This is a genomic window from Citrobacter sp. wls717, assembly GCF_005280955.1.
GTDB classification, from domain to species: domain Bacteria; phylum Pseudomonadota; class Gammaproteobacteria; order Enterobacterales; family Enterobacteriaceae; genus Citrobacter; species Citrobacter werkmanii.
The window spans coordinates 331,914-356,547 of sequence record NZ_SZWW01000001.1 but is presented as its reverse complement, the minus strand read 5'-3'; the positions used below and the strand labels follow the sequence as shown (position 1 = coordinate 356,547).

Below are 24,634 nucleotides of genomic sequence, written 5' to 3'. Positions count from 1 at the left end.
TGTTGGCTTAAATAGATCCACCCGGTGACAAGGTGAAACCTAAATCTAACATTTTAGGTGTGACTGCTTCACCTCGGATGCGCGCCAGCAGGCGTTCTGCGCCAATGCTGCCCATTCGTTCACGCGGCGTGAGCACACTCGCCAGACGCGGTTCCATTACCTGACCGATATCATGGCCGTGGAAACCGGCAATCGCCATATCGTCAGGGATTCTCAGCCCTAAACGCTGACATTCAAATGCCGCCCCTACCGCCAAGTCATCGTTGGTACAGAACACACCATCCAGTTGCGGATATTCACGCCGCGCCTGACGGATAAGTTCAATACCGGATGAGTAAGATGAAGACTGCTCCACCATCACGCTGTACGGCACCAGATTGGCATCGCGCATAGCCTGTTCGTAGCCCCTCTGTTTGATGATAGTACGTTCATCAAGACGCGCGCCAAGATAAGCAACATGACGGTGTCCACGGGCGATGATAGCGGCGGTCATCTGACGTGCGGCTTCGAAGTTATCAAAACCGACGGCGATATCCAGACACGGGGACTGACTGTCCATCAGCTCGACGACCGGGATACCCGCGACTTCGATCATTTTCAGCGTACGGGGTGTATGGCTACGTTCAGTGAGGATCAGACCATCGATATTCCACGACAGCATCGACTCCAGACGCTCTTGCTCCATTTCGGGCTTATAGCCGTAGTGCGCCAGCATGGTTTGATAACCATGCGCGTCGGTGACGGCCTCAATGCCGCGTAACACTTCCGCAAAAACCTGGTTGGTGAGAGACGGTAACAGCACGCCGATAGCGCGACTGGTGGCGTTAGACAGGATATCAGGTGCGCGATTGGGAATATAACCCAGCTCATCAAGTGCAGCGGCAATTTTTCCCCGCAGCGCCACGGAGACCTGCTCCGGGTTACGCAAAAAGCGACTGACCGTCATTTTGGTCACGCCCACGCGGTCGGCTACATCCTGAAGTACGGGTCTTTTCTTTTTCATCGTCCTGAAGCGTTAAAAAGGGATAGATTTTCCCAGTTTACCACGGACGTGCGTGAACCTTCGCAGAGAAAAAAGGAGTTTTTGATTGTGAGAAATACACAAAATCATTCGAGTTGCATCAAGGCGGCGACGCAGTGAATCCCCGGGAGCGTACATTAAGTACGCTCCCGGGGTGAGCGAGGAAAGCCAACACAGATGCGGCTTGAAGGATGACGTGTATTTTTAGACTGGCGGCAGGTCAAACAACAACACTTCGCTGTCGCTATCGGCATGAATCGAAATTGCCTGCTCATCCCAGATTGCCAGACCATCGCTGGTGGTGGCTTTAGTTCCGTTAATGGTGACATTGCCTTTTACCACCTGGATCCAGACGCGGCGCTCGGCGGCAATCTGATGCACCGACTGCTCATCTTTGAGCAGCGCCCAGCGGTACAACTCCATATCCTGGTACACTTTCAGCGAACCATCGCGGGCATCCGGCGACAGCACCAGCTGTTTGCCCTGCACCGCATCGAAACGGCGCTGTTCATAGCGTGGCGTAATCCCGTTTTCCTGCGGCATGATCCAGATTTGATACAGGTGTAGTTTCTCAGTATTGCTCGGGTTGTACTCCGAGTGTCGGATCCCCGTCCCGGCGCTCATAATCTGGAATTCACCGGCCGGAACCTGCTCTTTGTTGCCCATGCTGTCCTGATGCTCCACCACGCCTTCCAGTACGTAGGTCAGGATTTCCATGTCTTTATGGGGGTGAGTGCCAAAGCCCTGACCTGCGTCGATCACGTCATCGTTAATCACGCGCAGTGCCGAAAACCCCATAAAGTTCGGGTCATAGTAGTTAGCAAAAGAAAAGGTATGCCAGGAATCGAGCCAGCCATGATTCGCATGACCACGGTCGTTCGCTTTGCGTAAATAGATCATTATGTTCACCCCCAGATGTTTTCGATGGAGTAAGTGTGGACCCAATCCGTCTGGGATCATAGAGGGTGAAAATTGACTCCTCTGTTCAAAAAATATGAACAACCTCAGAGGAGTCGGTAAGAGCTATTTGGCGAGGGTTATCGTCGCGGGAGACGCCTGTTCGAAGGCCCGTTCGAGGATTTCCAGGTTAGTAAGAACTTCAGATTCCTTGACGTAATTAGGCGTACCGACGGTCAGCGTCTGGTACAGCGCATCATAGACGCGACCGTAGTCCCCCACTTCCGGTTTCACCTCTTCTTTCACCGTAACGCCATCATCATTGACATACTCCAGCACACCAACAGAATCGTCAGCGGCGAAACCGGGTTCGCCGGGCATAATATTGGCCTTCAAGCTGGTTTCCTGCTGGTCGATACCGTACTTCACAAACGAGCCTTTGGTGCCGTGAACAATAAACTTCGGATAGTCGATTTTCACCAGATGGCTGGTTTTCACAATGGCTTTCAGGTCACCGTAGAACAACTGCGCTTCAAAGGTATCATCCGGGTTCGCCTTGTTGCGCAGACTGCGAATGTCATAGGCTACATGGTCGGGACGCCCGAACAGCGAGATAATCTGATCCATGGTGTGTACGCCCAAACCATAGAATGCGCCGTCCTGCGGCAGGCCCGGTTTGGTTTCCGCCACGGGTCGGTAGTAGTCAAAATGGCTTTCAACTTCCACTATTTCACCCAGTTTGCCGCTCTCAATCGCTTTTTTAGCCGTGAGAAAACAGGAATCAAAACGACGATTCTGATACGGAGTGACGGTCAGTCCTTTGCTTCGCGCCAGTTCGAACAACACTTTTGCTTCCGCCAGCGTCGGCGTGAACGGTTTCTCAACCAGCACGCTTTTACCCGCCTCCAGCGCGCGTTTGGCATATTCAAAATGGCTATCAGCATGTGTACAGACGATCACCAGTTTTACCTGTGGATCGCCCAGCACCTCATCCAGATCGCTGGTGAAGTGAATGTGGGAATAGATCGGCGCCTGCTCTTCCGGTTTAGCGTGACGACGGAAAATATGCGCGACATGCCAGGTATCTTTACGATTCAGAACGTAAGGGAGATGGTAACGGGTGGTGCTTTTACCGAATCCAATAAATGCGCAGTGTAAGGTCATGAGACGATCCTTTTGAAGGTGATTGTTTACACCATAGCGCAAAGCGTGAGGAGACTGAATGTTGGATTCTTTGCCGGGGACAAAATGGCAAGTAAGCCAGGCTGAAACAAAACCCAAAAAAAAGCCAGCAAAAGCTGGCTAAAATAATACTGGAAGCAATGTGAGCAATGTCGTGCTTTCAGGTTCTCCGTAGGGGTTCCCCTGAACGCAGAGCAATAATAATCATTCTCATTCGCACTTGTCTACTTCTTTTTGCAAAAAAATGCAGTTGACGGAGTTTTCTTTCTCAGCGAGTGTAAATGCTTAATTAACCCTGCAGGAGATAAGGAATGAGTGAGATAGTGATACGCCACGCTGAACCGAAAGATTACGACGCCATTCGTCAGATTCACGCCCAGCCGGAGGTGTACCACAACACGCTACAGGTTCCTCATCCTTCCATGGAGATGTGGCAAACGCGACTTGCCGATCAACCGGGGATCAAACAGTTGGTGGCCTGCATCGATGATATCGTCGTGGGACATCTTTCCATTGCAGTTGCCCAGCGCCCGCGCCGCAGCCACGTCGCTGATTTCGGTATTTGCGTTGACGCTCGTTGGCAAAACCGCGGCGTCGCCAGCGCGCTGATCCGCACCATGATCGATATGTGCGACAACTGGCTGCGCGTTGACCGCATTGAGCTAACGGTATTTGTTGATAATGAGCCCGCCGTGGCGGTCTATAAGAAGTACGGCTTTGAAATCGAAGGCACTGGTAAGAAATACGGCCTGCGCAACGGTGAGTATGTTGATGCCTACTTTATGGCGCGCGTGAAATAAATCTCAGGGCGAATTTTTCGCCTTGCTTATTGAAAGGACGCAATAGTGAAAAAGTACCTTCTCCTGGTTTTGCTGGCCTCGCTCTCCCCTGCTTTTGCCACTACCGTACAAAATCTCGATTCCGTACCCAGTGCAATCCAACATCCTGAAGGTAAACAAATTTTCGCTGAGCAAATGGCGGGAGCAACACCAGCGAAAGGATTTGGCGAGCTTCCACAGGGATTATCTGAGAACCAGTGGATTGCCTGGGTTGCGCCGAATGAAGATCCTGGCAACCTGATCCTCACGGGTGCCAAAGCCTGGGGCAAAGACGGCAAATATATTGGCGTCGCCTGTTTCGCTGACAATCAGGCCGATGCCGGGCAGGCAAAGAAATACGCAGATAACAACTGCCCGGAAAACTACAGCAACGGACGCGCTAATAAATTATATCTCGGCGTTTTTTCCTGGCAGAACCAACGGCTAACACCGATTGCTCGTTCGGAAAAACCGTTAAACCAACTCTCGGGGTGGAATAAAGCCGCCGAAAAAGAGAGCGATGATGAGTCCGCCAGACCGCTGGCTTATTATACAAAACTGGATCTGGCACCGTACCGGATAGCACCCGATACACTGGCATTCGGGGTGCGGGGTGGATACTCTGATGCGTATTCCGGCGGTGGCGCATTTTATGAAGTACTGGAACTCTATGCGATCAAAGACAACAGGATAATCAACATATTTTCTGACCTTGTTTATCAATATACGGACATCGCTGGAGACTGGAATAAAGATGGCACAAGGCAGCATGACATCGACGAAAGTAAGTACATTCTCAAAATGCGCTCGGCAAAGACGCACGGATTTTATGATTTAGAACGCGTTAACCTGCAGGATAAAAGCAGCCAAATATTCCACTGGTCTGAATCACTTCAGGGATATGTGCCATAACCACTCCACCTGGCCTACATCATTCAGAATACTGTAGGCCGTTATTCTTAATTTCCCGCCGTTAAATCCAGAAACGGAAGCGCCACCCTGTCCTGAAATAAAGTTATTGATTGCTGCCCATCTTCTCACCGCCGTCATGCTCAGGCCCAACAACCCTCTGAATTATATGGCTATTCACTTTTTATCTTCATCTCTATTTTTCGTAACCTTAATAAAATTAATATTACATTTTTGTTTTTTTTTGGTTTCTGCCGTCACTTTATGGTGACAATCACAACAATATACTTCCCCTGGGACTAACTTAACCACGGTGAGGTAAAAAATGAAATTTGAACGCCATCATAGAATATTGAAGGAACTCAGTATTTCGGGAGCTGTAAAAGTTTCAAATCTGGCGAAATGTCTCAAGGTAACAAAGGAAACTATTCGTTCAGATCTCAATGAACTTGCCGGACAGGGATATCTTACTCGCTGTCATGGTGGTGCATTTATTACCCTTGATTCTCTTGATAACGTCGCAAAAAATGAAATTGCTTATGTGCTAGAAAAATATGAATCAGCACAGAAAATAAAAAAAGGTCTCTCTGCCATGAAAAATAATGTATGTGTTATTGGCTCGTTCAATGTTGATATTATCAGTTATCTACCGAGATTACCCTCAACGGGAGAATCATTGCTTGCCGATAAATTTATTTTTTCACCCGGCGGTAAGGGATGTAATCAGGCATTAGCCGCGAGCTATGCCGATTCTGATGTGCATTTTATTACTAAAGTAGGTTCAGACCATTTTAGTGATTACGCCATTAATTTTATAAACTCATCAAAAATCCATAAAAGTGTTATCTACCAGACCAAAGAAACACAAACAGGTACAGCAACCATCATGGTGAATGGAGATACCGGAGATAATGTCATCGCTATCTACCCTGGCGCCAACATGACAATTTCCCCTGATGAAATCACCATTCAGAAAGAAGCCATTGTTCATTCAGATATTGTTCTTGTACAACTGGAGACGAATTACGAAGCACTGCAGCAAACAATTCGTCTCGCACAAAAAAATGACATACCAGTCATTATCAATCCAGCGCCATACAATGACATGGTTAACACCATCATTGATAACATTGACTATATTACGCCGAATGAAACGGAAGCGGGCCTGCTGGCCAATATGGCGGTTAATGATATCGAATCAGCCAAATGCGCAGCCAAAATTATTCATCAGAAAGGCGTCAAAAATACCATTATTACGTTAGGTAGCAAAGGTTCTCTCGCTTATGACGGAACACAATTCATCTATTCCCCGGCATTTCCGGCAGTAGTAAAAAACACCGCTGGCGCTGGCGACGCTTTCAATGGTGCTCTCGCCTCTGGGCTTGCTAAAGGAAAATCACTGGCATCCGCATTGTGCTACGCCAGCGCATTTGCCTCGCTTGCGGTTGAAACACCGAATGCGTCTGATATGCCGGAAAACGAATCCGTTCTTCATCGCATTCAGGGTTCACATTACAAACAAACTATCTCTACTCACTAAATCAAGGGGCAGACTATGAACAATACGCAGAAAAAACTAAATGTGCTCTTTATTGGAGAATCCTGGCATATTCACATGATTCATTCAAAAGGTTATGACAGCTTCACTTCCAGTAAATATGAAGAAGGCGCCACATGGTTACTGGAATGCTTGAGGAAAGGCGGCGTTGAAATTGATTACATGCCTGCCCACACGGTACAAATTTCATTTCCAGAGAACATTGATGAGTTAAACCGTTACGATGTTATTGTTATTAGCGACATTGGTAGCAATACCTTCCTGTTGCAAAATGAGACATTTTATCAGCTAAAAATAAAGCCAAATGCCCTGGAATTAATTAAAGAGTACGTCAAAAATGGCGGTGGACTACTCATGATTGGCGGCTATCTGTCATTTATGGGTATTGAGGCAAAAGCCAATTATAAGAACACCGTTCTTGCTGAGGTTCTGCCAGTTATTATGCTTGATGGCGATGACCGGGTAGAAAAGCCAGAGGGTATCTATGCTGAGGCCGCCTCACCTGAACATCCTGTTGTTAACGGATTCTCAGATTATCCGGTATTTCTGGGATATAACCAGGTCGTCGCCAGAGACGATGCCGATGTTGTCTTAACAATAAATAATGACCCATTGTTAGTGTTCGGTGAATACCAACAGGGTAAAACCGCCTGCTTTATGAGTGACTGCTCCCCACACTGGGGAACCCAGCAGTTTATGTCATGGCCATTTTATACCGACCTGTGGGTCAACACGCTTCAATTCATCGCCAGAAAATAAAAAACAATGGAGTAACGAAAGTTACTCCTTTTATAAAATATAAGGATTGATGTATGAACAAGAATAAGTACTCAACCCCCTTACTGATGCTTGCCACCATCTTAGCCGGTATGCTTTCCCCGATGCAGTCTGCCGTTAATGGGCAGTTAGGACACTGGTTACAAGACGGTAATGCTTGCGCAGTAATCTCGTTTGCCAGCGGTCTGGTTGTCATGTTTTTTATTATTATTGCGCGCAAAGAAACACGCCAGCAATTCGCCTCAATACCCACTCTGATTAAAAAGAGAAAAATCCCGCTATGGAATTGGTTTGCAGGATTATGCGGGGCGATGGTCGTATTTTCTGAAGGCGCATCCGCCAGCGCGCTGGGCGTTGCCACCTTTCAAACGGCATTAATTTCCGCCCTGCTCCTTTCCGGCCTGCTGTGCGACCGTTTTGGCGTCGGTGTGGATGAGAAGAAATATTTTACGCCATGGCGCATTACTGGCGCATTGTTCGCAGTTATCGCCACAGTTTTTGTCGTGTCGCCACAGTGGCACTCCACCTCGTTTATCCTGCTCGCTATCCTTCCCTTTTTGGCAGGGTTACTCGCTGGCTGGCAGCCTGCGGGGAATGCTAAGGTCGCCGAGGCAACAGGCTCCATGCTGGTGTCCATTACATGGAACTTCATTGTCGGCTTTTGTGTCCTGGGCGCGGCGCTGGCGATCCGTATCGCATTAGGCCATGTCACCGTCCAGTTACCCGATACATGGTGGATGTATCTCGGTGGTCCTCTCGGTCTGCTGTCCATCGGGCTAATGGCGATTCTGGTGAGAGGCTTAGGGCTATTGATGCTGGGCGTAGCGTCAACAGCGGGCCAACTGCTTGGCTCTGTGCTAATTGATGAATTGATCCCTTCATTAGGCAATACGGTCTATCTGGTCACCATCATCGGTACGCTGTTCGCGTTAGTCGGTGCGATTGTTACCACCATACCTGAATACAGAGCATCCAAAATGGCGCAAAAAATGGAGGTGTCAGGATGAAAGGTTTCCTGCAAACCGTAACTGGCCCGGTGGCGAATACTGATATGGGTCTGACGCTACCGCATGAACATCTGTTTAACGATCTGTCATCGGTCGTTGACGAGCCACATTATGCTTTTTCACAGCAACTGGTGGGAAAGAAAGTCAGTGCTGACCTGCAGTGGGGGCTGAAACACGACCCCTACTGCTGCGCCGATAACATGGACCGAAAAGAGATTGATGATGTTATCTTTGAAATCAATAACTTTATGTCCCTGGGCGGCAGGACGATTGTCGACGCCACGGGATCAGAATCCATTGGGCGGGACGCCTCAGCGCTACGAGAAGTTGCCTTAAAAACGGGTTTGAATATCGTTGCGTCATCGGGGCCTTATCTGGAGAAATTTGAAAGCACCCGGATCCATAAACCTGTCGAGCTGTTAGCCTCACTCATTGATAAAGAACTGAATCAGGGTATTGGCGAGACGGATATTCGTGCTGGCATGATCGGTGAAATCGGCGTATCACCTGCTTTTACCCAAGCGGAGCGTAACAGCCTGCGAGCAGCGTCTCTGGCACAATGTAACAACCCCCACACGGCGATGAATATCCATATGCCGGGGTGGCTGAGACTGGGGGATGAGGTGCTGGATATTGTGCTGGAAGAAATGAACGTCTCTCCGGCAAAAGTCTCGCTGGCGCATTCGGACCCTTCAGGAAAAGATGTCATCTATCAACGTAAAATGCTCGACCGCGGCGTATGGCTTGAATTTGATATGATTGGTCTGGACATTACCTTCCCAAAAGAAGGTGTCGCGCCGGGCGTTCAGGAGACAGCTGATGCGGTAGCACATCTGATTGAGTTAGGTTATGCCGACCAAATCGTTTTAAGCCATGACGTTTTTCTCAAACAGATGTGGGCGAAAAATGGCGGAAATGGCTGGGGGTTTGTACCGAATGTCTTCCTCGCCTATCTGGCTGCCCGTGGAGTAGACAAAGATACTCTTCGCAAACTCTGTATTGATAATCCAGCTCGATTACTCACGGCATAATCTGCAAATAGCCCGGTGCCTGACACCGGGCCTGGTAGTAAAAATCAGTACCCCGCCGTTAAATCATCTACGGAACGCGGGTCGGACGCGCCATACAGGGCGCCATCCGGCCCAACCATAATACTTTGCGTGCTGCCCATCGCCTCTTTCAGCGCCACTTTCTGTCCTTTTTGCTCCAGCAACTTAAGCGTGTCCGGGCTGAAGCCCTTCTCGACGCGAAGCTCATCCGGCAACCACTGATGATGGAAGCGCGGCGCGTTGGTCGCTTCGGCGACGTTCATTCCGAAATCAATGCTGTTCACTACCATTTGCAGCACGGTAGTGATGATTCGACTCCCGCCTGGGCTGCCGGTCACCAGCCAGGTTTTCCCGTCTTTTACCACGATAGTCGGCGACATCGACGACAGAGGACGCTTCTTCGGCCCGACCGCGTTGGCATCGCCGCCCACCAGTCCGTATACGTTCGGCACGCCCGGCTTGGCAGAGAAATCGTCCATTTCATTATTGAGCAGAATACCGGTATTACCCGCCACAATCCCGGTGCCGAAGGTTGTATTCAAGGTATAGGTCACCGCCACGGCATTGCCGTCTTTATCCACCACCGAGAAGTGGGTGGTCTGGTTGCTTTCATACGGGGCGAGCTTGCCCGGTTTTATCTGGCTGGAAGGTTTGGCCTTGTTGATATCAATTTGATCGGCCAGTGTTTTCGCATAGGCTTTGTTGGTCAGCGCCTGCCACGGCACTTTCACAAAGTCCGGGTCACCCAGATACTCTGAACGGTCGGCATAGGCGTATTTTTCCGCTTCCGCCATGATTTGCATAGCATCGGCGCTGCCAAAGCCGTACTTCTTCATGTCGAAGTTTTCAAGAATATTGAGAATTTGCACGATGTGAATACCGCCCGAGGATGGCGGCGGCATGGAGAAGACCTGATATCCGCGATAGTCACCACTGATTGGCGTACGCTCAACGGCTTTATAGCTGGCTAAATCCTCTTTGGTCATCAGACCGCCGTTCTTCTGCATTTCCCCGGCAATCTGGTCGGCAATCGCCCCTTTATAAAACGCATCCGGGCCGTTTTCGGCAATCATTTCCAGGCTTTTCGCCAGATCCTTCTGGACCAGCTTATCGCCCTTCTTCAGCGGCTCGCCGTCTTTCCAGAAAATGGCTTTGCTGTTCTCATGATTAGGGATCACTTCGCTGCCGTAAGTTTTTAAGTCGTCGGCCAGCGCATCGTTAACCACAAAACCCTCTTCCGCCAGCTTCATCGCCGGACGCACTACTTTATTCAGCGGCATCGTGCCGTATTTCTCCAGCGCCAGCGAGAAACCCGCCACGGTACCCGGCGTACCGGATGCCAGATGCGACGTCAGCGACTTTTTCGCATCGGCGTTACCCTGATCGTCGAGGAACATATCACGGGTCGCGGCAGCAGGCGCCATTTCACGAAAATCAATCGCCGTAGTGTTACCGTCTTTGGTGCGCAGCAGCATAAAACCACCGCCGCCCAGGTTCCCCGCCTGCGGATGCGTCACCGCCAGCGCGTAACCAACGGCGACGGCGGCATCAACGGCATTGCCCCCCTGTTTGAGGATATCCACCCCGACCTGGGTGGCTAACGCATCCACCGAGGCCACCATTCCCTGCTGCGCACGCACGGGATGGAACACATCTTCCTCGACACCGTAGGATACCGGCGGTGGCGCTGCCGGCGCGGCAACAACGCTAAAACAACTTCCTGAGAGCAGAGCAGCAATGGCTACCCGGCGTAAAAACGTCGGTTTTATCATCGTTATTCTCCAGATGTATGGGGTCGGCCCCCACTAAGCCTGGTGCATAACTCTGAAATAATCATCGTAACGGCGAGAAAGGAGTAAACTTAAGCGATCCCCGAGAGGAGAAAAGCGATGAAACGACTCTTACTTTTAGCCATGCTATTGCCGTTTGCAGGCTTTGCACAGCCCATCAACACCATGAATAACCCGAATCAACCGGGTTACCAGATCCCGAGCCAGCAGCGTATGCAAACCCAAATGCAAACGCAGCAAATTCAGCAAAAAGGGATGCTCAACCAGCAGTTGCAAACGCAAACCCGCATGCAGCAACAGCATATGGAAAACCAAATCAACACCAATTCCCAGCGAGTCCTTCAGTCCCAGCCTGGAGAGTTGAATTCGGGTCAACAGCAGATGCTGCCCAACAGCAACGGTGGCATGTTGAACGGAACCCGCAACCCGGACAGTTCGCTGAATAAACAGCAACATATGCTGTCAGAGAAAAAGAACGGCGACATGCTGAAGCCCTCCAGCACGCCGCAGCCTAACGTTCCGTTAAAAACGATTGGGCCTTAATAGGGTTGAAAATCCGGTCCTATCGTATCAATAGCATCGGTACAGATGCAGTCCACTCCCCAGCGCAGCAGCTCTGCCGCGCGCTGGGGTCGGTTGACGGTATAAACCAAAATACGTAGCCCCGCGTCGCGCAACGCATCCACGCGCGCTTCATCCAGCAGCTTATGATTAAGATGAATCGAGACGCAGCCGAGCCGGGTAGTGAGTTCGCGCCAGTCGTCACGCCATTCATCAAGCAGTAAACCGCGCGGCAGTTCAGGAACCGCCTGCTGCGCCGCTTCAAGCGCGTCAATTTCAAAAGACGACAACAGCGGCGGCGTCATTCCCGCCCACAGTTCACGCGCGGCCAGCGCCACGACTTTGCCGGTTAGCGTTCCGGTGCCGGTAGTGGGTTTAATTTCAATATTCGCCATCATGCCGTGCTGACGGCAGCGCGCGGCCACTTGCGAGAGCAGCGGCAGCGGTTCGCCTTTAAACTCGCCGCTAAACCAACCGCCTGCGTCCACGCGTAATAGATCCTGCCAGTTCAGTTCACCCGCCACGCCCCAGCCGTTACTGGTCCGTTCGAGATTGTCGTCGTGCAGCAAAAAGATCTCGCCGTCTTTCGACAACTTAGCGTCAAACTCAATCATGGTATGCCCGTATCGCGCCCCCACGTCGATCGCCGCCAGGGTGTTTTCCGGAGCCAGCTTACCGCCGCCGCGATGGGCGACAATGTGGGGATAAGGCCAGTTACTCATACGCGTTGTCCTGTTTCGCCATCAAAAAGATGCAAATGATTTTCTGGCAGATGCAGCCACAGCGTGCTGCCTGCCGTCGGGCGATGCTGATGCGCCAGTCGCACCACCAGCTTTTGCTCGCCCCAGCGCCCGTGCGCGAGGTTATCCGCACCCAGCATTTCCAGCGTGTCGACAACCAACGGCACACCGCCATCGGCCTGCGAGCTTAACGCAATATGCTCCGGGCGGATACCCAGCGTCATGTTACGCCCAATACACTCCCGGACGCTCCTGCCGATGGGCAAAGCCATGCCGTCATCCAGTTCAAAATGCGTACCCGAAGCGCTAATACGCCCATCCAGCAGGTTCATCGCCGGGCTGCCGATAAAGCTCGCCACAAAGCGGCTGGCAGGTTTCTCGTACACTTCAACCGGCGTACCGATCTGCTCGGCAATGCCTTTGTTCATCACCATCACCCGCTGGGCAAGGGTCATCGCTTCAACCTGATCGTGCGTCACATACAGCGAGGTGGTTTTCAGTCGGCGATGCAGATGTTGTAACTCCAGACGCATCTGGACGCGCAGCTTGGCATCGAGGTTAGAAAGCGGCTCATCGAACAGGAATACCGCCGGATCGCGAACAATCGCCCGTCCCATCGCCACGCGCTGACGCTGGCCGCCGGAAAGTTCGCGTGGGCGACGTTTGAGCAGTTCACCCAGTTCGAGAATACGTGCCGCCTCTTTCACCCGCTCAGCAATATGCTCCTTACCCATTCCACGGATCTTCAGCCCCCAGGCCATGTTTTCTTCTACGCTCATATGCGGGTAGAGGGCATAGTTCTGGAACACCATCGCAATGCCGCGATCTTTCGGCTCCATCTCGGTGACGCGCTTATTATCGATCCAGATATCGCCGTCGCTGACCCGCTCCAGCCCGGCCACCATCCGCAGCAGCGTAGACTTGCCGCAGCCGGATGGCCCGACCATCACGATAAACTCCCCGTCCGCAACGTCCAGCGTCAGCGGTTTAATCACCTGGGTTTTGCCGTCCCAGCTTTTGGTTACTGCCTGTAGTTTGAGTCCTGCCATTTTATTTCTCACTGTCCACTAAACCACGCACAAAGGCACGCTGCATGGCTAACACGATGATTACCGGAGGGATGAGCGTCAGCAGCATGGCTGCCATCACCTGATTCCATTGGGTGGTACCTTCGCCGGTGGCGATCATGCCTTTGATGCCCGCTACCGCAGTGCCCAGGTTGACATCGGTAATAATTAACAACGGCCACAAATACTGGTTCCAGCCGTAAATAAAGGTGATCACGAACAGCGCCGCCAGATTGGTTTTTGACAGCGGTAGCACGATATCGCGGAAAAAGCGCATCGGTGACGCGCCGTCAATACGCGCCGCTTCAACCAGCTCATCCGGCAGGGTCATAAAGAACTGACGGAACAGGAAGGTCGCGGTAGCCGACGCCATCAGCGGCAGCGTCAGGCCCGCGTAGCTGTCGAGCATTTTCAGGTTGGCGATCACTTCTACCGTCGGGAAAATACGCACCTCAACCGGCAGCATCAGGGTGATAAAAATCATCCAGAAGAACAGATTGCGCAGCGGAAAGCGAAACCAGACGATGGCGAATGCGGAGAGTATAGATACGGTGATTTTCCCCACCGTAATACTGAACGCCATGATGAAACTGTTGAGCATCATCAGCCAGAACGGCGCACTGTTGACGCCCACGCCGTTGACCCAGATGTATTTCATGTTTTCCAGCAACTGCGTGCCGGGAATCAGCGTCATCGGCGTTTCAAATACCGCTTTGTTGTCCAGCGTCGCCGCGACAAACGCGACGTACAACGGGAACAGGATCACCATGATTCCCAGCATCAGCATGGTATGGCTGAATATTGTCAGCCCACGACGGTTCTCAATCATTGGTAACGCACCTTACTTTCCACATAGCGGAACTGCACCACCGTCAAAATAATGACCAGGAACATCAGCACCACCGACTGCGCGGCTGACGCAGAGAGATCCAGGCCGACAAAGCCTTCACGATAGATCTTATAAATCAACGTCGTGGTCGCCTGTACCGGCCCACCTGCCGTGGCGGCGTCGATCACCGGGAAGGTGTCAAAGAAGGCATACACCAGATTCACCACCAGCAAAAAGAAACTGACCGGCGCAATCAGCGGCAGCGCTAATTTAAAGAAGCGGCGAACCGGTCCTGCGCCATCAATCGCGGCGGCTTCGATCAACGACCGGGGAATAGATTGCAGTGCGGCAAAGAAGAACAGGAAGTTGTAACTAATCTGCTTCCAGACCGACGCGAACACCACCAGAAACATGGCCTGACCGCTGTTTTGCGCGTGATTCCAGTCATAGCCAAACTCAGCGAGCAAATGGGTGATCAGCCCGCGACCCGGGTTAAACAGGAAGATCCACAGTACGGCGGCAACGGCGGGCGCAACAGCGTAAGGCAACAGCATCAACGTCTGGTAAAAACGGCTACCGCGCACGACATAATTCACCAGCGCAGCAAAAAACAGCGACACCAGCAGGCCGCTTACCGTAACCAGCGTACTGAACTTTATCGTCGTCCAGAACGAATCAAGGTAGTACGGGTCATGAAACAGCGCGACAAAGTTTTCCAGTCCGACAAACTGGCTGGAAAGGCCAAAAGGATCAACGCTTTGTAGCGAGTACCACAGCGCTTCACCGGCGGGCCAGATAAAGAAAATAACGGTGATAACCAACTGCGGGGCCACCAGTAAATAGGGAAGCCAGCGCGAGCGAAACACCGGACGGGATGAGGACATTGAGGTTTGATTCCTGAACAGCGCCAGATGGCGCTACGCTTATCCGACCTACGCGCATTTGTAGGCCGGGTAAGGCGCAGCCGCCACCCGGCATTTCACATTACGATTTGGTCGATTGCTCAAAGCGGCGCAGTAACTGATTGCCACGCTCAACCGCGGCATCCAACGCCTGCTGTGGGGTTTTCTTTCCAGTCCACACGCTTTCCAGCTCTTCATCCACGATGGTACGGATCTGCGGCATGTTGCCCAGACGCAGCCCTTTAGTGAACGGCAACGGCGGTTTGTTCAGCATCTGACGGGTGGCGATATCGGCCCCGGGGTTCTTATCATAGAAGCCCTGCTCGCGAGTCAGATCGTACGCGGCGGTGGTGATCGGCAGATAGCCGGTCTTCTGGTGCCATTCGGCAGCAATCTCTGGTTTCGCGAGGAAGTTAAGGAATTGCGCCACGCCTTCGTAGGTGGCTTTGTCTTTGCCCTGCATCACCCACAGACTGGCTCCACCGATAATCGCGTTCTGCGGTGCGCCCTTCACATCGGCATCGTACGGCATCATGCCAACGCCATAGTTGAATTTGGCGTAGTGGCGGATGTCGGCCAGAGAACCTGAAGAAGCGGTGGTAATGGCGCAATCCCCGTTGTAGAACTTCTCGGTGGATTCATCTTTACGTCCAAAGTAGCTGAAGTCGCCCTTTTTATTCAGCTCTTCCAGTAGTGCAATGTGTTTCACCTGCTCCGGTTTATTGAACTCCAGCACCGCATCAGTACCGTCAAAACCGTTGTTTTTGGTGGCGACCGGCAGGCCGTTCCAGGCGCTGAAGTTTTCAATCTGGATCCAGCCCTGCCAACCGCTGGCATAGCCACACTTCATACCTGCGGCTTTCAGCTTCGCGGTGTATTCCGCCAGATCCTGCCAGGTTTTTGGCGGCTGCTCAGGATCTAAACCGGCTTTTTTGAAGGCATCTTTGTTGTAATACAGCACCGGCGTGGAGCTGTTAAACGGCTGGGAGAGTAAATGTCCGCTTTTCGAGTCAGTGTAATAACCGGAAACCGTCGGCACGAACTGAGATTCATCAAAGTTAATACCGGCCTCTTTGAATACTTCATAGACCGGTTTAATGGCTTTCGAGGCCATCATCGTTGCCGTCCCCACTTCATAAACCTGCAGCAGCGCAGGCGCGTTTCCGGTACGGAAGGCGGCAATACCTGCGCTCAGGCTTTGCTCATAGTTGCCTTTATACTGTGGAACAATTTTGTAGTCGGGATTGGCGGCATTAAAACGTTGCGCCAGTGAATCAACTTCTTTACCCAGTTCGCCTTCCATTGAGTGCCAGAACGGGATGGTGGTGACTGCCAGCGCCTGACCTGCAAATGCCAGGCTAAGTGCCAGTCCTAAAGCTGTATGTCGTAACGATATCATCGGTTATCTCTCTTGTTGTGCCGGATGCGCGATATCACGCGTTTTATGCTCGCGGGGGTAACATGACATGCTCGAATGACAGAAAAATAACTTTTTTATTACAAAAAAAAGATAGTAAGGCGACAAACAGATGGCAAGGCGGTGAAAGCGGAGTGACAGGAAAATGCGGGGTGGAGCACAACAAAGCCGGGGAGGTGCCTTACCCGGCCCATAAAAAGATTTGCCGTACAGATGAGATCACTCAGGCTGTGCGAACGTAAACTCCAGCGCCAGTCCCAGGACCTGCATACCGTGGATATTATCTTCCGGCGATATCGCCGCCAGACTTTCCAGAAACTTGAGCCGTCGCGACTGGGCGTTAATGATGAGCTTTCCTCGTAACGCAGGAAGCTTCAGCGAAGTGATGGGATAAACCACACGGCCAACGACTTCAACCGGCAGCTTGCGTAAGTCGACCTGCTGCAGCACACCAACAGAAGAGTACAGCAATGCAACAGGCGTAACGGCAAGCAACGGCGCGCTACTGATACTCACGAAATCCAGAAGTAGCTCGGGGCGCAGATAGTGCAGTCCATTAAAAGAGACCGTAACACCGTCTATTGCGGGCATGGGCAGCACGTCAGTTTGACGCGGTAAATCATTCATTCAATTACCATTGACTCAAGATATACATCAAGCCGTTGATTATGCAGCAAATAACCTATACTTGCTGGGACAAGGCTCGCAATACCTGCAGATTTAGCTAGCGACGTTACCTGACACGCTGCCCATTGACTCCGGTAACGTTAATCCCGACGCCAGCGTCGCTCAAATTCATTCTGTAAACGCTGCTGTTCCCGCCGCTCACGTTCACGTTGGATATCTGATTTTTCATCTTCCCAGCCAGGGCATACCGAGCTGGTGAATACTTCGCAGGGCGAGCTGGATTGTGCCAACGGGTTGGCCGGTTTCTCTTCCCAGATAGATGGATCGCGCGGGTCGAACGTTTGCGGTTCCAGTGCCTGAACACCAGATGCAAACGCCAATAACAGAGTTCCAATCATCATGCAGGTACCTGAACGTATCATCCTTTCTCCATGTTCATGTTATTATTGATAACCATTCTCAATAATAACATAACGCGATAAAAAGGGGCCATCAGGCCCCTTAGCTCTTAAGAGAAATCTTAACCGCCCAGATAAGCGCTACGCACCGCTTCATTCGCCAGTAGCGCATCGCCGGTGTCTTCCAGTACCACATGACCGTTTTCCAGCACGTAGCCGCGGTCGGCGAGTTTCAGCGCCTGGTTGGCGTTCTGCTCGACGAGGAAGATGGTCATCCCCTGCTCGCGCAACTGCTCGATGGTATTAAAGATCTGCTGGATGATAATCGGCGCCAGACCCAGCGACGGCTCATCAAGCAACAATAGCCGGGGCTGGCTCATCAGCGCACGACCTATCGCCAGCATCTGCTGTTCACCGCCGGACATGGTACCCGCACGCTGAATGCGACGCTCATGCAGGCGCGGAAACAGGTCATACACCCATTTGATACGTTCCTGAAACTGGTCCTTCTCGGCAAAGAAACCGCCCATCGCCAGGTTCTCTTCCACCGTCATGCGCGAAAACACACGACGCCCTTCCGGGACGATCGCCACCGCTTCACGCATGATTTTAGCCGTTTGCCAGTCGGTAATGTCTTTACCATCAAAGACAATGCGTCCGCTGGTCGCGCGTGGGTCGCCGCATAACGTACCGAGCAGGGTGGTTTTCCCCGCGCCGTTGGCACCGATAAGCGTTACGATTTCACCCTGATTGATATACAGGCTCACCTCGTGCAGCGCCTGAATTTTGCCGTAGTGGGCGCTGACTTTATCGAACGATAACATCGCCTTATCCATATTATGCCTCGCCCCCATTATGCTTCACCTAAATAGGCGCGGATCACGTCCGGGTTATTACGAATCTGTTCCGGCGTCCCGTTCGCCAGCGGCGTGCCCTGGTTTACCACGTAAATACGGTCGGAAATGCCCATCACCAGTTTCATATCGTGCTCAATCAACAGAATGGTGGTGTTGTGATGATTGCGCAGTTCGGCAATCAGCTCATCCAGCTCTTTGGTCTCTTTCGGGTTGAGACCAGCGGCAGGCTCGTCAAGCATCAGGATCTCAGGCTGCGTCACCATGCAGCGGGCGATCTCCAGGCGACGCTGGTCACCGTAGGCGAGATTACTGGCCTGACGGTTGGCATGCTCCAGCAAACCAATACGCGCAAGCCAGGTGGCGGCGCGATCCAGGGCTTCACTTTGCGCGCGACGGAACGACGGCGTTTTTAACAGGCCGGAAAAGACACCGGTTTTCAATTGCTGATGTTGCGCCACCAGCAAGTTTTCAATCACCGTCATTTCGCGAAACAGGCGTACGTGCTGGAAAGTACGCACCACGCCCATACGCGCGATTTGCTGACCCGGCAGCCCTTCCAGATGCTGGTCACGCAGCTTAATCGTCCCACCCGTCGGTTTATAAAAACCGGTCAGGCAGTTAAAGACCGTGGTTTTTCCCGCGCCGTTCGGCCCGATTAACGAGACGATTTCCTGCGGTCTCAGTTCCAGCTCAACGTTGTTCACCGCCAGCAGACCGCCGAAGCGCATCATCAGGCCGTTAACGGATAATAATGGCTGACTCATGCCTGCTCTCCTTTTGCTTCCCCGTTTTTCAGCTTCAACTGCGGACGGGTCATCGGTAACAAGCCCTGCGGACGCCAGATCATCATCAGTACCATCAAACCACCCAGCATTAACATGCTGTATTCATTGAAATCACGCATCAGTTCGCGTGACACCACCAGCAGGATAGCTGCGAGAATGACCGCAAACTGCGAGCCCATTCCACCCAGTACCACAATCGCCAACACAAAGGCCGACTCGGCAAAGGTGAACGATTCCGGGCTGACAAAACCCTGCCGCGCGGCAAACAGCGTGCCGGCAAAACCCGCGAACGCGGCGCTGATGGTAAAGGCGGTCAGCTTGATGCGTGTAGGATTTAAGCCCAGCGAACGGCAGGCGATTTCATCTTCACGCAGCGCTTCCCACGCACGTCCCAGCGGCATGCGCAGCAGACGGTTGATGACAAACAGCGAGAACACCACCAGCAGCAGCGCCACCAGATAGAGGAAAATCACGCGATCGGACGGGTCATACTTCACGTTAAAGAAGTTGCTGAAGGTATCCCAGCCGCCTTCACGCGCGCTGCGGCTGAACTCAAGACCGAAAAAGGTGGGTTTCGGGATCTGGCTAATACCGTTCGGGCCGCCGGTGATTTCGGTGTTGTTGAGCAGCAGGATACGGACGATTTCGCCGAAGCCTAAGGTCACAATCGCCAGATAATCACCGCGCAGACGCAGGACCGGGAAGCCGAGCAGGAACCCCGCAGCGGCAGAAACCAGCCCCGCCAGCGGCAGACAGGTCCAGAAACCGAGGCCGTAATAGTGGTTCAGCAGCGCAAAGGTGTAAGCGCCGATGGCATAGAAGCCGCCGTAGCCCAGCACCAGCAGACCGGAAAGCCCCACCACCACGTTTAAGCCGAGGCCGAGGATGATATAAATCATCGTCAGCGTGGCGATATCGACCGTGCCGCGCGAGACCATAAACGGCCATGCCACGGCAATCACCAGCAGCGCCACCAGAAACAGTTTCTGTTTAACGGTGGAGCCGTCAATCGCTGGCAGAATAAACTTCGGCCCGGAGACGCTCTTCAGACCTTTCTGGAACGCCGGACGCAACAGTTGGAAAAGAAACACGACGCCAGTGCCGATAAACACCCACTGCCAGCGGATATCCGCAGCGGTGTCCACCACCAGTTTGGTGCCGTCCAGCTCTAACTGGACGCCCATGAAGACGCCCGCCAGGATGAAGAACATGGCGGCAGAGAGCAGCGCCATTGCAAAATGCATCGGTTTCATACTTTCTCTACCTCCGGACGACCCAGAATACCGGTCGGCATCACCAGCAGTACCAGAATCAGCAACGCGAACGACACCACGTCTTTGTATTCCGTACTCAGATAAGCAGAGGAAAGCGCTTCGGCAACGCCCAAAATCAGGCCGCCAATCATCGCGCCAGGAATGCTGCCAATGCCGCCCAGTACCGCCGCGGTAAAGGCTTTCATCCCGGCCATAAAGCCGATGTAAGGGTTAATTACGCCATAGAACTGACCGAGCAGCACGCCCGCAACCGCCGCCATTGCCGCACCGATCACAAAGGTCAGCGCAATCACGCGGTCGGTGTTAATGCCGAGCAGGCTGGCCATTTTCAGATCTTCCGCACAGGCGCGGCAGGCACGTCCCATACGCGAATAGCGGATAAACAACGTCAGTGCCAGCATCGCGAGGAAGGTTACAATCCAGATAACCAACTGCATAGTGGTGATAGATGCAGAGAAGTTATCACTACTGCCGACAGTCCACTGGCCGTTAAACAGGCTGGGCAGCGCCACGTCGCGTGAACCTTCCGTCAGGCTGACGTAGTTTTGCAGGAAGATGGACATCCCGATAGCGGAAATTAGCGCGATCAAGCGCTTGGAGCTGCGCACGGGCCGATACGCCACCCGTTCAATACTCCAGCCGTAGGCGCTGGCAATCACAATCGCGCCGACGAAACCCGCCGCGACCAGTAGCCAACTGGAATCAATCCCCATCATCATTAGCGCAGCGATGATCATAAAGGAGACATAGCTGCCGATCATATACACCTCGCCATGGGCGAAGTTGATCATGCCAATAATGCCGTACACCATCGTATAACCGATGGCGATCAGCGCGTAGGTGCTTCCCAGCGTGACGCCGTTAAACATCTGCTGCAAGAAATAGAGGAACTGCTCGGACATAAGGTAACCTTTCTTAACCCGCCCGTTTTGCACGGGCGGTGGGATAACTCGTCTTCAGGTATTACTTCGCGACGGTTGATGAACCATCTGCGTGCCACTGAAAGACACCAAACTCAAATCCCTTCAAATCGCCTTTTTCGTCCCATTTCAGCGGCCCAATCACGGTATCAGCCCCGTGTGCTTTCAGATCTTTCACCAGATCCAGCGGCTCTTTGCTTCCGCTGCGATCCATTGCGCTCGCCAGTGACTGGACGGCTGCATAAGTGATCCACACGTACGGTCCGGTTGGATCTTTCTTGTCAGCTTTGAGCGCATCGACAATTGCTTTATTCGCCGGATCCTGGTCATAACGTTTTGGCATCGTCACCAGCATGCCTTCTGCGGCATCACCGGCGATGTTAGACAGAGATGCATTACCCACACCCTCTGGCCCCATAAACTGCGTTTTCAGGCCAACGGATCGCGCCTGGCGCAGCATTTGCCCCATTTCCGGGTAGTAGCCGCCGTAATAGACGAAGTCGATATTTTCTTTCTTCAGACGGGCAATCAGCGCAGAGAAATCTTTTTCCCCGGCGGTGATCCCATCAAAGAAGACGATGTTGGCTTTGCCCGCTTTCAGGCTGTCCTGCACCGAACGCGCCAGGCCTTCGCCGTATTGCTGTTTATCATGGATGATGGCGATGCGCTGCGGCTTCACCTTCTCCAGAATGTATTTCGCGGCGGTTGGTCCCTGAGAGGAGTCCAGACCCGCAGTACGCATAATGTGTGCGTAACCGCGCTGGGTCAGTTCCGGGTTAGTGGCGCCCGGGGAAATCATCAGGATCCCTTCGTCTTCATAGATGTCTGACGCTGGCTGAGTCGAAGATGAGCACAGGTGGCCAATAACATACTGAATACCGTCGTTGACGATTTTGTTTGCTACGGCAACGGCCTGTTTTGGATCGCAAGCATCGTCATATTCCACGGCCACCAGCTTGTCGCCTTTGATCCCGCCTTTGGCATTGATATCTTTAATGGCCTGACGTGCTCCATTAAATTCCATATCACCCCACTGCGCGACCGGACCCGACATCGCCCCGACAACAGCCACCTTGATATCTTCTGCCATGACAGCATGCGACATTGCCAGTGCTATCACCCCTGCGATGATTGTTTTCGCATTCCGTTTCATTAACTGAATCCCCATTCGTGACGTAATTAATATTTTGTATTTATGTGGTTAAAAAGCAGACTGTGCTTTTTTTGAACTGCACTATTTTTACCAGTCTCATTAATGGGTTAGCGCAGTTTTTTAAGCAAAATCAGACTAAAATCTCTATATTTCAGTCGATTAAGAAAAGATAATATTCTGCTTTTCACTATAGATAAACAAAAAAAAGCACGTTTGTCAGCATAAAATAACGGTACAAAGAGCGGAATAAAATGCTGCATTCCAGGGTATTATCCTGCCTGTTTTTCAATCTCTAATGTTTCAAACTGTCATTACCGTTGTCGCAAAACTATTAACCTGGTTAATCGCATAAAAAAGAGAAAGCATCCGGGTGAATTATTTCGGTACACTGATCTCATCTTTTGTGATTTGGACATGCTGCTAATGAAGCTGACCATCGTTCGTTTAAACAACTTTAGCGCCCAGGATCTGATTGATCTGGGCAAAATCTGGCCGGAATATTCCGCCTCATCATTAAGCGTAGATGAAACGCACCGGATCTACGCCGCGCGTTTTAACGAGCGTCTGTTAGGCGCAGTACGTGTCACCCTGAGCGGCACACAAGGTGCTCTGGATTCGTTGCGCGTACGTGAAATCACCCGTCGTCGCGGCGTCGGGCAGTATTTGATCGAAGAGGTGATCCGTGAAAACCCAAGTGTGAGTTCATGGTGGATGGCAGATGTAGGCGTTGAAGACCGCAGCGTGATGGCCGCGTTTATGCAGGCGTTAGGCTTTACAGCCCAGGCAGATGGCTGGGAAAAAAGATAAAAAAGCCGGATGGCGCTGACGCTTATCCGGCCTACATGCTGGGAGCAAAAAATAAAAAACCACCTCGCAATTTTCCAGGTATGTAGGCCGGGTAAGGCGAAGCCGCCACCCGGCACTCAATTACTTGGCGTCGGTCGCCGTCCCATTAGCATGCCAGTCAAACACGCCGAATTCGAAGCCTTTCAGATCGCCCTTCTCGTCCCAGGACAGCGGCCCCATTACGGTTTCTACTGAGTTTGCTTTCAGGTACTTGGCAATTTCAGCCGGATCGTCAGACTGGTTCAGGCCGGCCTGCAAGGATTGCAGCGCGGCGTAAGTGGTCCACACGAATGCGCCACTCGGATCCTGTTTCTTGGCCTTGATAGCATCCACAATCGGTTTGTTCGCTGGCACCTGGTCGTAGTTCTTCGGCTTGGTTACCAGTAAGCCTTCCGCAGACTCACCCGCAATGTTAGACAGCGACACGTTCGCTACCCCTTCCGGACCCATAAACTGGGTTTTCAGACCTGCGGCACGAGACTGACGCAGGATCTGCCCCATTTCCGGGTGATAACCACCGTAGTAAACGAAATCGATATTCTCTTTCTTCAGGCGCGCCACCAGCGTCGAGAAGTCTTTTTCACCGGCGGTAATTCCGTCAAAGAACACCACGTTAGCGTTGCCTTTCTTCAGGCCGTCCTGCACCGCACGCGCCAGACCTTCGCCGTACTGCTGCTTATCGTGAATGATGGCAATGCGTTGCGGCTTCACTTTTTCCAGAATGTATTTGGCGGCAGTTGGCCCCTGATCGGAATCCAGGCCGGTGGTGCGCATCACCAGCTTATAACCACGCGCGGTCAGCTCCGGCGCCGTCGCTGCCGGGGTGATCATCAGAATGCCTTCATCTTCATAGATATCTGACGCGGGCTGGGTAGACGATGAGCACAGATGGCCGATAACGTATTTAATCCCGTCGTTGACCACTTTGTTCGCGACCGCTACCGCTTGTTTCGGGTCACAGGCATCGTCATATTTCACCACGACCAGTTTGTCACCTTTCACCCCGCCCTTGGCGTTGATATCCGCAATCGCCTGCTCTGCGCCAGTAAACTCCTGATCGCCATACTGCGCTACCGGACCGGACATTGCGCCGACAACGGCCACTTTAATATCCTTAGCAAACGCCATATTGCTCAAAGACAGGGCGATACATCCTGCCAATAACGCTTTACCCTTCATATTCATCCTGACAATCCCCATTATTGTGGTTATTACGTGTGTTGTGATGTTGTTGTTCAGCACTTTATTTC

The 24,634-nt window shown here is 52.2% G+C and carries 25 protein-coding genes; 8 read left to right on the top strand and 17 right to left on the bottom strand.

Features of this window, described 5'->3' with window-relative positions; translation table 11 throughout:
- Positions 1-7: 7 nt before the first annotated feature.
- The 3 genes from gntR to FDX09_RS01675 form a co-directional block, all read right to left on the bottom strand.
- Positions 8-1,003 (bottom strand): gluconate operon transcriptional repressor GntR, encoded by a 996-nt coding sequence (gntR, locus tag FDX09_RS01685; RefSeq protein ID WP_038634949.1) that lies wholly within the window; start codon positions 1,001-1,003, stop codon positions 8-10.
- A gap of 222 nt (positions 1,004-1,225) precedes the next feature.
- Positions 1,226-1,921, bottom strand: a complete 696-nt coding sequence (gene yhhW / locus FDX09_RS01680; protein WP_085049023.1) for a quercetin 2,3-dioxygenase — start codon at positions 1,919-1,921, stop codon at positions 1,226-1,228.
- A 123-nt stretch (positions 1,922-2,044) separates the two neighbouring features.
- Entirely contained in the window at positions 2,045-3,082 is a 1,038-nt protein-coding gene (locus tag FDX09_RS01675) for an oxidoreductase (protein WP_137346700.1), read from the bottom strand.
- Between the two features lie 329 nt (positions 3,083-3,411).
- Between FDX09_RS01675 and yhhY the strand changes: the two genes are divergently transcribed.
- The 6 genes from yhhY to FDX09_RS01640 all read left to right on the top strand — a co-directional run bounded on the left by yhhY (position 3,412) and on the right by FDX09_RS01640 (position 9,200).
- Positions 3,412-3,900 (top strand): N-acetyltransferase, encoded by a 489-nt coding sequence (gene yhhY, locus FDX09_RS01665; RefSeq protein ID WP_006687445.1) that lies wholly within the window; start codon positions 3,412-3,414, stop codon positions 3,898-3,900.
- Between the two features lie 45 nt (positions 3,901-3,945).
- Positions 3,946-4,830: a hypothetical protein gene (locus tag FDX09_RS01660; protein ID WP_087856277.1), complete on the top strand. Its 885-nt coding sequence runs from the start codon at positions 3,946-3,948 to the stop codon at positions 4,828-4,830.
- Positions 4,831-5,152: 322 nt separating this feature from the next.
- The gene (locus tag FDX09_RS01655; protein ID WP_069323785.1) at positions 5,153-6,367 is read left to right on the top strand and encodes a PfkB family carbohydrate kinase; all 1,215 of its coding nucleotides are present in this window, start codon (positions 5,153-5,155) and stop codon (positions 6,365-6,367) included.
- 15 nt (positions 6,368-6,382) lie between these two features.
- Positions 6,383-7,144, top strand: coding sequence for a glutamine amidotransferase (locus FDX09_RS01650; RefSeq protein ID WP_137346699.1), 762 nt, complete (start codon positions 6,383-6,385; stop codon positions 7,142-7,144).
- A gap of 53 nt (positions 7,145-7,197) precedes the next feature.
- Complete coding sequence (locus FDX09_RS01645; protein ID WP_069323783.1) at positions 7,198-8,169, top strand: DMT family transporter; 972 nt, start codon at positions 7,198-7,200, stop codon at positions 8,167-8,169.
- On the top strand, positions 8,166-9,200 hold the full coding sequence (locus tag FDX09_RS01640) for a phosphotriesterase (RefSeq protein WP_137346698.1): 1,035 nt from the start codon (positions 8,166-8,168) through the stop codon (positions 9,198-9,200). The genes FDX09_RS01645 and FDX09_RS01640 overlap by 4 nt, the downstream gene beginning before the upstream one ends.
- 44 nt (positions 9,201-9,244) lie before the next feature.
- On the opposite strand, the gene ggt is transcribed toward FDX09_RS01640, so the two are convergent.
- On the bottom strand, positions 9,245-10,990 hold the full coding sequence (ggt, locus tag FDX09_RS01635) for a gamma-glutamyltransferase (protein ID WP_137346697.1): 1,746 nt from the start codon (positions 10,988-10,990) through the stop codon (positions 9,245-9,247).
- A gap of 117 nt (positions 10,991-11,107) precedes the next feature.
- On the opposite strand from ggt, the gene FDX09_RS01630 reads away from it, so the two are divergent.
- On the top strand, positions 11,108-11,551 hold the full coding sequence (locus FDX09_RS01630; protein WP_038634965.1) for a DUF2756 family protein: 444 nt from the start codon (positions 11,108-11,110) through the stop codon (positions 11,549-11,551).
- Here the strand turns inward: FDX09_RS01630 and ugpQ are convergent.
- The 12 genes from ugpQ to livK form a co-directional block, all read right to left on the bottom strand.
- Positions 11,548-12,291, bottom strand: a complete 744-nt coding sequence (ugpQ, locus tag FDX09_RS01625) for a glycerophosphodiester phosphodiesterase (protein WP_087856273.1) — start codon at positions 12,289-12,291, stop codon at positions 11,548-11,550. The two genes, FDX09_RS01630 and ugpQ, sit on opposite strands and share 4 nt — an antisense overlap.
- Positions 12,288-13,358 (bottom strand): sn-glycerol-3-phosphate import ATP-binding protein UgpC, encoded by a 1,071-nt coding sequence (locus tag FDX09_RS01620; protein ID WP_137346696.1) that lies wholly within the window; start codon positions 13,356-13,358, stop codon positions 12,288-12,290. Before FDX09_RS01620 ends, ugpQ begins: the two co-directional genes overlap by 4 nt.
- A gap of 1 nt (position 13,359) precedes the next feature.
- Entirely contained in the window at positions 13,360-14,205 is an 846-nt protein-coding gene (gene ugpE / locus FDX09_RS01615) for a sn-glycerol-3-phosphate ABC transporter permease UgpE (protein ID WP_137346695.1), read from the bottom strand.
- Complete coding sequence (gene ugpA / locus FDX09_RS01610; RefSeq protein WP_085049029.1) at positions 14,202-15,089, bottom strand: sn-glycerol-3-phosphate ABC transporter permease UgpA; 888 nt, start codon at positions 15,087-15,089, stop codon at positions 14,202-14,204. The genes ugpE and ugpA overlap by 4 nt, the downstream gene beginning before the upstream one ends.
- A 100-nt stretch (positions 15,090-15,189) precedes the next feature.
- Entirely contained in the window at positions 15,190-16,506 is a 1,317-nt protein-coding gene (gene ugpB / locus FDX09_RS01605) for a sn-glycerol-3-phosphate ABC transporter substrate-binding protein UgpB (RefSeq protein WP_016154831.1), read from the bottom strand.
- A gap of 237 nt (positions 16,507-16,743) precedes the next feature.
- Positions 16,744-17,151: a dTDP-glucose pyrophosphorylase gene (locus FDX09_RS01600; protein ID WP_085049030.1), complete on the bottom strand. Its 408-nt coding sequence runs from the start codon at positions 17,149-17,151 to the stop codon at positions 16,744-16,746.
- Between the two features lie 140 nt (positions 17,152-17,291).
- Positions 17,292-17,573, bottom strand: a complete 282-nt coding sequence (locus FDX09_RS01595; protein WP_069323776.1) for a hypothetical protein — start codon at positions 17,571-17,573, stop codon at positions 17,292-17,294.
- Between the two features lie 98 nt (positions 17,574-17,671).
- Positions 17,672-18,385 carry a high-affinity branched-chain amino acid ABC transporter ATP-binding protein LivF gene (gene livF, locus FDX09_RS01590; protein WP_087856271.1) on the bottom strand — a complete coding sequence of 238 codons (714 nt, stop codon included), beginning with the start codon at positions 18,383-18,385 and terminating at the stop codon, positions 17,672-17,674.
- 17 nt (positions 18,386-18,402) lie between these two features.
- The gene (gene livG / locus FDX09_RS01585) at positions 18,403-19,170 is read right to left on the bottom strand and encodes a high-affinity branched-chain amino acid ABC transporter ATP-binding protein LivG (protein ID WP_003827578.1); all 768 of its coding nucleotides are present in this window, start codon (positions 19,168-19,170) and stop codon (positions 18,403-18,405) included.
- On the bottom strand, positions 19,167-20,444 hold the full coding sequence (gene livM / locus FDX09_RS01580) for a branched chain amino acid ABC transporter permease LivM (protein ID WP_038634986.1): 1,278 nt from the start codon (positions 20,442-20,444) through the stop codon (positions 19,167-19,169). Before livM ends, livG begins: the two co-directional genes overlap by 4 nt.
- Positions 20,441-21,367 (bottom strand): high-affinity branched-chain amino acid ABC transporter permease LivH, encoded by a 927-nt coding sequence (gene livH, locus FDX09_RS01575; RefSeq protein ID WP_003827575.1) that lies wholly within the window; start codon positions 21,365-21,367, stop codon positions 20,441-20,443. Before livH ends, livM begins: the two co-directional genes overlap by 4 nt.
- Before the next feature lie 61 nt (positions 21,368-21,428).
- The gene (livK, locus tag FDX09_RS01570) at positions 21,429-22,538 is read right to left on the bottom strand and encodes a high-affinity branched-chain amino acid ABC transporter substrate-binding protein LivK (protein WP_038634989.1); all 1,110 of its coding nucleotides are present in this window, start codon (positions 22,536-22,538) and stop codon (positions 21,429-21,431) included.
- A 423-nt stretch (positions 22,539-22,961) separates the two neighbouring features.
- Here livK and panM point away from each other — a divergent pair, with 423 nt between their 5' ends.
- On the top strand, positions 22,962-23,345 hold the full coding sequence (gene panM / locus FDX09_RS01565) for an aspartate 1-decarboxylase autocleavage activator PanM (RefSeq protein ID WP_038634992.1): 384 nt from the start codon (positions 22,962-22,964) through the stop codon (positions 23,343-23,345).
- Between the two features lie 120 nt (positions 23,346-23,465).
- Here panM and livJ read toward each other — a convergent pair whose 3' ends face one another.
- Positions 23,466-24,569 carry a branched chain amino acid ABC transporter substrate-binding protein LivJ gene (gene livJ, locus FDX09_RS01560; RefSeq protein ID WP_139815584.1) on the bottom strand — a complete coding sequence of 368 codons (1,104 nt, stop codon included), beginning with the start codon at positions 24,567-24,569 and terminating at the stop codon, positions 23,466-23,468.
- Between the last annotated feature and the right edge of the window lie 65 nt (positions 24,570-24,634).